At 41.0% G+C, this 8,990-nt stretch carries 7 protein-coding genes and 1 pseudogene; 2 read left to right on the top strand and 6 right to left on the bottom strand.

Translation table 11 applies throughout. From position 1 onward, the window contains the following. A partial coding sequence (locus H5202_RS15005) for a HAMP domain-containing protein (protein ID WP_182772783.1) occupies nucleotides 1–822 on the bottom strand: 822 nt, incomplete at its 3' end. A 577-nt stretch (nucleotides 823–1,399) separates the two neighbouring features. On the opposite strand from H5202_RS15005, the gene exeM reads away from it, so the two are divergent. Beyond that, complete coding sequence (gene exeM, locus H5202_RS15000) at nucleotides 1,400–4,015, top strand: extracellular exonuclease ExeM (RefSeq protein WP_182772782.1); 2,616 nt, start codon at nucleotides 1,400–1,402, stop codon at nucleotides 4,013–4,015. Nucleotides 4,016–4,248: 233 nt separating this feature from the next. Here exeM and H5202_RS24300 read toward each other — a convergent pair. The 5 genes and pseudogenes from H5202_RS24300 to gmk all read right to left on the bottom strand — a co-directional run. Then, nucleotides 4,249–4,482, bottom strand: a pseudogene (locus H5202_RS24300) (transposase domain-containing protein); the annotation flags it as partial. Between the two features lie 139 nt (nucleotides 4,483–4,621). Further along, nucleotides 4,622–5,005, bottom strand: coding sequence for a RidA family protein (locus H5202_RS14990; RefSeq protein WP_011635852.1), 384 nt, complete (start codon nucleotides 5,003–5,005; stop codon nucleotides 4,622–4,624). A gap of 29 nt (nucleotides 5,006–5,034) precedes the next feature. Next, nucleotides 5,035–7,143, bottom strand: coding sequence for a bifunctional GTP diphosphokinase/guanosine-3',5'-bis pyrophosphate 3'-pyrophosphohydrolase (gene spoT / locus H5202_RS14985; protein WP_182772781.1), 2,109 nt, complete (start codon nucleotides 7,141–7,143; stop codon nucleotides 5,035–5,037). 13 nt (nucleotides 7,144–7,156) lie between these two features. Further along, nucleotides 7,157–7,435, bottom strand: coding sequence for a DNA-directed RNA polymerase subunit omega (gene rpoZ / locus H5202_RS14980; protein WP_011635854.1), 279 nt, complete (start codon nucleotides 7,433–7,435; stop codon nucleotides 7,157–7,159). Between the two features lie 60 nt (nucleotides 7,436–7,495). Then, complete coding sequence (gmk, locus tag H5202_RS14975) at nucleotides 7,496–8,119, bottom strand: guanylate kinase (RefSeq protein WP_182772780.1); 624 nt, start codon at nucleotides 8,117–8,119, stop codon at nucleotides 7,496–7,498. A 358-nt stretch (nucleotides 8,120–8,477) separates the two neighbouring features. Between gmk and H5202_RS14970 the strand changes: the two genes are divergently transcribed. Further along, on the top strand, nucleotides 8,478–8,990 hold a 513-nt coding region (locus tag H5202_RS14970), incomplete at its 3' end, for a DUF805 domain-containing protein (protein WP_182772779.1).

The raw sequence follows: 8,990 nt of genomic DNA, 5'->3' as shown, positions 1-8,990 counted from the left end.
ATAACTCTGACGTTTATACTCTGAATCTTGTTCAACACGTTGAGTTGAATTTCGAGAAATATTAGATACTTCGGCAGCTGATGCCGTCATTTCTTCCATTGCTGTAGCCACTGAATCAAGTGAAGCATATTGTAAATCAATTTGTTCAGCACTTTGCACTGCTTCATTGGCAAATGAGCTGGAGGTCGTTTGTAACGTTTCGGCACTTTTTTTCACTGCCACAACGAGCTCGGTTAATGTGTCCATGGCTTTATCAAGTGCGCAACCAATGGTGCCAAATTCATCACGACCAGGATGGAAACCTAAACGAGATGTTAAATCGCCTTTAGCAATTTTTTCCGTGGTATCCCACAACACCCAAAGTGCACCACCAAGGAAAGTTGCAGTCCAGTAAATAACCACTACAAAAGGCAATACCCATAAAAATGACATTAACAGTGATATTAATGCAGCTTGTTTCGCATTGGCTTCTTGTCCGGAAACAGATTCGCTTTGTGTATAATATTGGCCATTTAATGCATGAACGGCTGTAATGGTATTTTGTTGGCGTGAGCTTGTTTGTGAACGTTCTGATACTTGCAAACCTAAGTTTGAAGCTTGCTCTAGTTGGCCTGTTGCATCAAGAGCTTGAACTATCGCTGCTGTTTTTTGTTCTAAAACAAGTAACGATTGCTGCTCAATATTTTCAATTTTATTAAAATAACCACTAATTGATACGCTTGATAAAATGATGAGGAACAATCCGAAAATAGCCCAAAATTTATCGTTTATGGACATTTTAATGAAAAGTTTATCGATAGTTCTGAAATCAACTTCTTTCATGGTTTGAGCACCTAAACCTGTGAATACTATAAATTCAAATACTAGATGAGCTTTTAGTATTTTGATACTAAAAAAGTCATCTTAATCGTATTTTGTTGTGATCAACATTACATCGAGTCATGATCAATATCGACAATAACTCACATACCTTAAGTGATTTATTGGTATTTATTGGTATTTATTCATTGTGTAAGTGTTGGTCGTCGATATTATCGTAATAATCGAGTGAAAACCTTACATTTTCAAGATGATTTTATGACTCTGAGTTGAAACATCAAAAGGCATGTTGTCACTTTTTTAGTTTTTTGATTATTAAGTGTTACAAAATTTATATTTTTGATGCATCACCTTGTGCCCACCTGTTTTTGTGCTAGGCGTTGTTTTTATTGGGGTATTTAACTGATTATTTTTCACCGTTCCTCATCGAGAACAAAATTACTTGCTAATCAATTAGATAGCAATTTTGTTTCCCTCATTAATGTGATCAATGTTCTTTTTTCTGTAAACAAACTTTGGGACAATCGCCCCGCATATTACAAAAAAATAGCATTTATATTACAAAATATGGGGTTAAAAAATGAAAGGACTGACTAAACTAACGGCGGTTTCACTCGCAGTAGCCGCTGCAATGCCAATAATGGCAAATGCAGAGGTGTTAATTAGTGAATACGTTGAAGGTAGTTCAAACAACAAAGCGATTGAACTGTATAACAACAGTGACGTTGCAATTGATTTAACAGGCTACAAATTAGTACGTTACAAAGACGGTGACTCTGCAGCGCTTGATATGGTGGAATTAACTGACACTATTGCCGCTAAAAGTGTCAAAGTCATTTTGCATCCAAGTGCAGCGATTACCTTACCAGCCTCAACCGACTCGATGACCGGTAATTTATACTTTAATGGTGGCGATGCTGTCGGCCTATTAAAAAATGGTGTGTTGGTTGATGTTGTTGGTGAAATTCCAACACCTACCGGTTGGGGGTTAGACACCACATTCCAACGTAATTTAGACGCCTTAACCGCCAGCACTACTTATGATGCTAGTCAGTGGACCACATTAGATAAAGATACCTTTAGTGGCTTGGGCTCGCTTGATACCGCTGTCGCACCAGAACCAACAGTATTTACTTGTAATGGCGCTACACTGACTAATATATATGATGTGCAAGGTGCAGGTGCCTCTAGCCCATTAATTGCCGATGGTAGTTATGAATCAGCCAATGAAGTGACTGTAAAAGGCATTGTTACTTCTAGAAGCGACAGCTTATACAAAGGTTTCTTTATTCAAGACATGCAAGGTGATAACTCACCTTATACGTCAGACGGTATTTTTGTCTTCTTAAACCAAGCTGTGCCAGACACTATCCAGCCAGGCACTGAAGTATGTGTGCAAGGTAAAGTAAACGAATATTACGGCTCGACGCAGATTAACCTTAAAGACGATCAAAAATTTGAAGTTGGCGCATTAGGTGAAGTGCCTGTAGCCAGTGCATTTTACGTTGCAGATGGTGAAACCCTAACACAAGCTTTAGAGCGTGTTGAAGGCATGAAAGTGCTATTAGATGCGGGCAGTGAGATGAAAATCACTCGTACCTTTAGCTACGATTATGGCGGACGTCGCAACAATATGGTGTTGTCGCATAAAGCGCCATTAATGAAGCCAACCCAGGTATTTGAACCAAACTCAGCAGATTCTATTGCATTGGCTAAAGCCAACGCGGTAAACCAGTTATTTGTTGAATCTGATTTCAAAGCAAAAGATGGAGAAGTGCCTTACTTCCCAGATTTTAACGCTGAAACTGGCTACATTCGTGTTGGCGATCAGCTGACTAACCTTGAAGGTGTGATCGGTTATAGCTACAACGCATATCGTATTTTACCGACCAACATGATTACTGCTGGCGATTTTATCCGTGTAAACGATCGTACCGATGCGCCTACAGTGGCAGATATGGGCGACATTCGCGTTGCAAGCTTTAACGTATTGAACTTCTTCAATGACGTAGTTGGCGGTGATGCTAATCCATCTAACAGCAATCGCGGTGCATTAATCGAAGAAGAAATGGTGTTACAGCGTACTAAAATAGTGAATGCGCTTGTCGCCATGAATGCTGATGTCGTTGGCTTAATGGAAATCGCTAACAATGGCTTTGGCGAGTTAAGTGCCATTCAAAACCTTGTAGATGCATTGAACGCAGAATTAACTGATGATCAAGCGTATCGCTTTGTTGAAATTGAAGATGCTGACAAGTATGAAGACAAATTCATCGGCAGTGATGCGATTACGGTTGGCATGTTATATCGCCCAGCCCTTATTACTTTAGACGGTGCAGCAAAAGTGATTGCGACGCCAGAACAACATGCTGCAGAAGGTGCTCAAACTCGTGAGAAAGATGGCGTTGTTGAGCAAAGCCCTAGTTATGAAAAGTTCCAACGTCATAGCTTAGTGCAAACCTTTAGCATTAATGATGAAAAATTAACTGTTGTGGTTAACCATTTAAAATCGAAAGGATCAGGCTGTATTGAAGATTGGGCTGACTTTAACGAAAATGGTGAACCAGCAGATTTACAAGGAAAGTGTAACTCTTTCCGTGTATCAGCAGCCAAAGTATTAGGTGAGTCACTAAAAGATGTTGAAGGTGATTTATTAGTTATTGGTGACTTAAATGCTTATGGCAAAGAAGACCCAGTAGCGGTATTAACTGACTATGATGCGTCAACGACTGATCATGTTATCCGCACTGCGTCGTGGACAACGTTAGACGGTAAAGTTTACGAGCGTGAAGGCAGCGTGATTGATAAAGGTTATGGTTTAATTAACCTAAATACTCAAGCACATGGCGCAGATACTTACTCATACAGCTACAACGGTGAGCTAGGTAATTTAGACCATGCGTTGGCCAATGAAAGTTTAGCGGCTAAGTTAGTGGGTATTGACGACTGGCACATTAACTCAGTTGAATCTAACCTGTTTGAATATGGTAGCAAGTACACCGGAGAGCTGGTTAAAACTGAAAGTCCATTCTCAGCTTCAGACCACGACCCTGTGATTATTGCATTAAGCTACCCTGCGCCAGTAACGCCAACTCCTACGCCAACACCAGAGCCTGTTCAAGACAGTGATGGTGGTAGTTTAGGTTACTTTGCATTGATGTTATTAGGTGCTCTAGGCTTACGCCGTCGCAGTTAATTATTGCATTATTAATGATACATATATAAAAAAGGCGCCCTAGGCGTAATGCCGTTCACTTAAGGTGAGCGGCATTTTTATTTTTGCTACAGGATATTTATTTTTACTGACTTTTTAAGTGACGTGGATAACTCTTTTCTCGCTTGCCTTCGGTAATGCCTAGGCATACTAGGCACTTTTTGATGTCCTAAAATAACGATTTTCATATTCAGCGGTTGAAACCCTGCCATTAGCAACACAGTATCAAGCTTATTAATCAATTGACGGACGTATTCTGAGCGGAATAGAGACATGCCTATAACAACCCAAACTATCGCGTCCATGGGCAATTTGCATCGCCTTAAAGTCGCTACGCCATTTGAATTAAGGCAGGATGAATAATCCCGGGTTCTAGTACATCAGCGAGAGATAAAAAACTCAGTTAGACGATTAATTGAAGTGTGAGCAAGGGGTGGTGAAAGTTCCATAAAAAAATCCGATAATAAAGATTATCGGATTTTCGCAGACTAAAAAGATCGGTAAACCTCTCAATTAAAATTTGTCGTTTTACCGCTTAACTGATTCGGTACACGCCCTAGGCGCGTTTTAAAAGTGGTATATTTTTCGTTAAATTTCCATTATTCCGTCCATTTCTACCAATGATCCCTTTGGTAACTCTTTGACGCCAATAGCGGCACGAGCTGGATAAGGTTGTTGGAAGTAACGACTCATAATTTCGTTTACAGTGGCAAAATGAGATAAATCGGTCAGGAAGATATTCAGCTTAACGATGTCACTCATTCTTCCACCTGCTGCTTCACATACCGCGGTTAAATTTTCGAACACTTGTACGACTTGTTCTGCAAAATCATCGCTTACCATGGTCATTGTTTTTGGATCTAACGGGATCTGACCTGAAAGATAAACGGTACTACCGACTTTAACTGCTTGTGAGTAAGTGCCAATAGCTTGTGGTGCTTTGTCGGTTGCGATGATAATTTTTTCAGCCATGTTGAGTTCTCTTTAATTGTTATCAGTGACTAGCGGTTACGCGAGGTGCGTAATACTTCAGGTAAAACACGTATTCTGCGCATAACGTTTGCAAGGTGAACACGATCTTTAACTGAAATACGTAAATTAATCAAATATACCCTGCCATCACGTTCCTCAGTACTGAGGTTGTGAATATTTGACCCAGCGGAAGCTATAATTGAGGTGATTTTAGCTAGTGCACCTTGATGGTTAACAATTTCTACACGCAGATTGGCTTGGTATTCTGCGCCTTCAACGTTGTCCCAATGTACCGAAATATACTTATCAGGCTCGCCTTGATAGCCGCGAATATTGGCACAGCTTTCCATGTGCACTACCAGACCTTTGCCTGGGCTCACATGAGCAATGACCGCATCACCAGGGATCGGACGGCAACAATTGGCATAGGTAACAAGCATGCCTTCAGCGCCACGGATTGGCATCTGAGGTCTTTCTTTACTGTTATCTTGAGAATCAAACTGCTCACCAACCAAGCGCTGTGCAATCACAATACTCATTGCATTGCCTAAGCCAATATCTGCTAGTAGCGAGTCTAAAGAGGTGTGTTTGGTTTCTTTGATCACTTTTTCAAGCAATTCAGCAGGAATACTTTCAAGCTTAGTGTCACCTAAAGCATGGTTCAATAAACGCTTACCTAATGCAATTGCGTTATCACCTTTAAGGCTCTTTAATACCTGACGGATTTTACCTCGAGCTTTACCTGTGACAACAAAGTTTAACCATGCCGCATTAGGTCTAGCACCTTTAGCGGTAATAATTTCAATTGTTTGCCCAGATATTAGTGGCTGACTTAGAGGATAGGCTTTTCTATTTACTCTTGCTCCCACGCAGGTATTACCTACATCAGTATGTACTTCGTAGGCAAAATCGACCGCGGTCGCATTAACCGGCAATTCTAAAATACGACCTTCGGGAGTAAACACATAAATTTCTTCAGGGAACAGCTCTGTTTTAACATTTTCGACAAATTCAAACGAGCTACTTGCGCTTTGCTGTAATTCCAGCAAGCTTTGCATCCATTTATGTGCCCGAACTTGCGTGGTACTTTGCTGACCTGTATCGGTATTGTTTTTATACATCCAATGTGCAGCAACACCTTTGTCGGCCATCTGATCCATTTCTTCAGTGCGTATTTGTACTTCTACAGGAACAGCATGAGGTCCAAATAAAGACGTGTGCAGTGATTGATAGCCGTTGGCTTTTGGAATAGCGATATAGTCTTTAAAACGTCCAGGACGCGGCTTATATAATCCGTGCATTGAACCTAAAACGCGATAACAGGTATCGATTGAGTCAACTACAACGCGAAATGCATAGATATCCATGACTTCTTGAAATTGCAGTTCTTTGCTACGCATTTTTCGATAAATTGAATAGAGATTTTTTTCCCGACCTTTTACTTTTGTCGGGATCCCAGCTTCTTCAAGGCGGGTTTCAATGGCAACTTCAATACTGTTAATCAGTTCTTTACGATTACCACGAGCGGCTTTGACTACATCGCGGATCACCCTGTGTCGCATAGGGTAATAAGCTTGAAAACCTAAGTCTTCAAGTTCGATTTTGATATTGTGAATACCTAATCGGTTTGCTATTGGGGCGTAGATTTCTAGGGTTTCGCGAGCAATACGACGGCGTTTATCAGGGCGGAGTGAGCCCAGTGTGCGCATATTGTGAGTTCGGTCAGCCAATTTGATGAGGATAACTCGAATATCTTGAGTCATTGCCATCATCATTTTACGGAAGTTTTCCGCTTGGGCTTCTTTTCTATCACGAAACTTGATTTTTTCAAGTTTCGACACACCTTCCACCAGTTCTGCAACTGCAATACCAAATAAGTCAGCGAGTTCTTCTTTGGTGACGGGGGTGTCTTCGATTGTGTCATGAAGCAAGGCAGCCATAAGCGTCTCATGATCGAGACGCATGTCTGCCAAGATGCGGCTAACCGCAACTGGATGGGTAATGTAAGGCTCGCCACTTGTGCGCATTTGCCCTTCATGGGCATCACGCGCAACCAAATAGGCCTGCTTGAGTAATTCTACTTGATCCGGCTCTAAATAGCTGGATGCTGACTCTTTTAGACCTTCAAACAGATACAAGTGGCGCTACTCCTTATAAAACGCGGCCTTCTGCAATGGCTGCGACAGCGGCAATTTCAGCTGCTTCACGTTCACGAACAGTTTGGCGCTCATCAGCATCTAAAGTGTTTGAGGTGACTAAACCTAATTCGATTTCACGTAAAGCGACAACCGTTGGTTTATCATTCATCTCATCAACCATAGGTTCTTTACCTTGGACGGCGATTTGGCGTGCACGACGCGCTGCAACCAGGATCATATCAAAACGGTTGCCGATTTTATTTACGGCGTCTTCTACAGTTACGCGAGCCATGTGTTGAAACTCCAGTGTTATCTATGGGAAAAAATGACGCAAAATTGTACACTATGACAATTAATCTGCCAAGAGATCGACAAGCATATCATTGTGGGTATGCTGCTGACTAGCACAGGTTAGTCTTTGACTGCGAATAATGGCGCTTAAATCGGCTAGCGCACTATCAAAATCGTCATTTACTATCACAAATTCGTATTGTGTATAATGCGACATCTCCGAAACAGCTTGTGCCATACGAGAATCAATAACTTGCTGACTATCCTGACCTCGTCCGGTTAAACGGCGTTCAAGCTCAGTTTTAGACGGCGGTAAAATAAACACTCCAACAGCCGTTGTCATCAATTTTTTAACTTGTTCTGCGCCTTGCCAATCAATATCAAGAAATACATCGATACCTTTGTATAAGGTTTGTTCGATGACGACCTTGGAAGTGCCATAATAATTGCCAAAAACTTCAGCCCATTCAAGAAAGGCATTTTGGGCAATTAATACTTTAAACTGCTCAACAGTAACAAAATGATAATGTTGGCCATCGACTTCGCCTGGGCGAGGTTTACGGGTCGTATGTGACACTGAAACCTGTTTATCGCAGGGTTTATCTTTTAATAGTGCTGATATCAGTGATGATTTTCCTGCGCCACTAGGGGCTGACACAATAAAAAGATTTCCGCGAGTGCTCATAAAAAGGGTTTCTCATCCGATTATTCATTAAGAAAGCTTAATATTATACTCGTTAACTGTAGGGTTATGCTAGCGCAATGATAGAAATTGGCGTTGGGTGTTATTGCTATGAGTTAATAGGATAAGGTCTTGGATTGATAACAAGTAACTTGCACGATAATGAATAAAAAAGTAACTCAAAAGCTAGGTTGGGTATGGCTTTATAAGATAATTTCTGTAGGCTTTGCGCTATTAATAGCGGGTGTCGATTTTAATGATAAGAACAATCCATTTGCGTTGTTATAACGCACTATAATCACCGACTAATTCTGTTATGTAGCCAGCTTTTTTGATTTTTGTAAATGAATAGGAATGATTGATGTCTGTAAAAACCCTACTGTGCCGAGATGGTCGTGACACAGGCTTAAGGTTAATGGGAGTTATGTTCGCTGCATTTTTGTTGCTAACCGTCGCTGCTATTGTGTTTCCTGCGAGTGTAATTAATTGGATTGTGACACTAGCATTATTGCCTATGGTTGGTTTATCTGCTGTTCGTCGCTTAAATGATGCCAATAAATCGATTAAATTGGCAATGATCTGTGTTGTTCCTGTATTGGCCTTTGGCATATTGACGTATTTCGTGGCGCCTTTAGGTGCATTAGCAGGAGTGTTTTTGTTTGGCTTGGCCTGTGGTGGCTACCTTGCATTCTTACCTGCTAAAAATACTATTAATTATGTGCAAGGATATTATGGACCAAGCATGGTGCCAGTCTCCATTTCAGGCTCGGTTTATCATCGACAAGAACCGGTAATGAAAGGGCAGGTTATGCCTGTTCATGAAAAGACTGAAAACACTTTTTCATCAATAGAGTTGGCTGATGAAGTCGTATTG

Origin of the sequence: Shewanella sp. SG41-4 (assembly GCF_014164505.1) — a bacterium.
In the GTDB taxonomy this organism is placed as follows: Bacteria; Pseudomonadota; Gammaproteobacteria; order Enterobacterales; family Shewanellaceae; genus Shewanella.
Note: the sequence above shows the minus strand (reverse complement) of the source record. Positions and strands in the feature narration are given on the sequence as shown.

Coding starts and splice junctions, on each gene's coding strand:
- exeM (WP_182772782.1), top strand. CDS start 1,400: ATGAAAGGACTGACTAAACTAACGGCGGTTTCACTCGCAGTAGCCGCT.
- rpoZ (WP_011635854.1), bottom strand. CDS start 7,435: ATGGCTCGCGTAACTGTAGAAGACGCCGTAAATAAAATCGGCAACCGT.
- H5202_RS14990 (WP_011635852.1), bottom strand. CDS start 5,005: ATGGCTGAAAAAATTATCATCGCAACCGACAAAGCACCACAAGCTATT.
- gmk (WP_182772780.1), bottom strand. CDS start 8,119: ATGAGCACTCGCGGAAATCTTTTTATTGTGTCAGCCCCTAGTGGCGCA.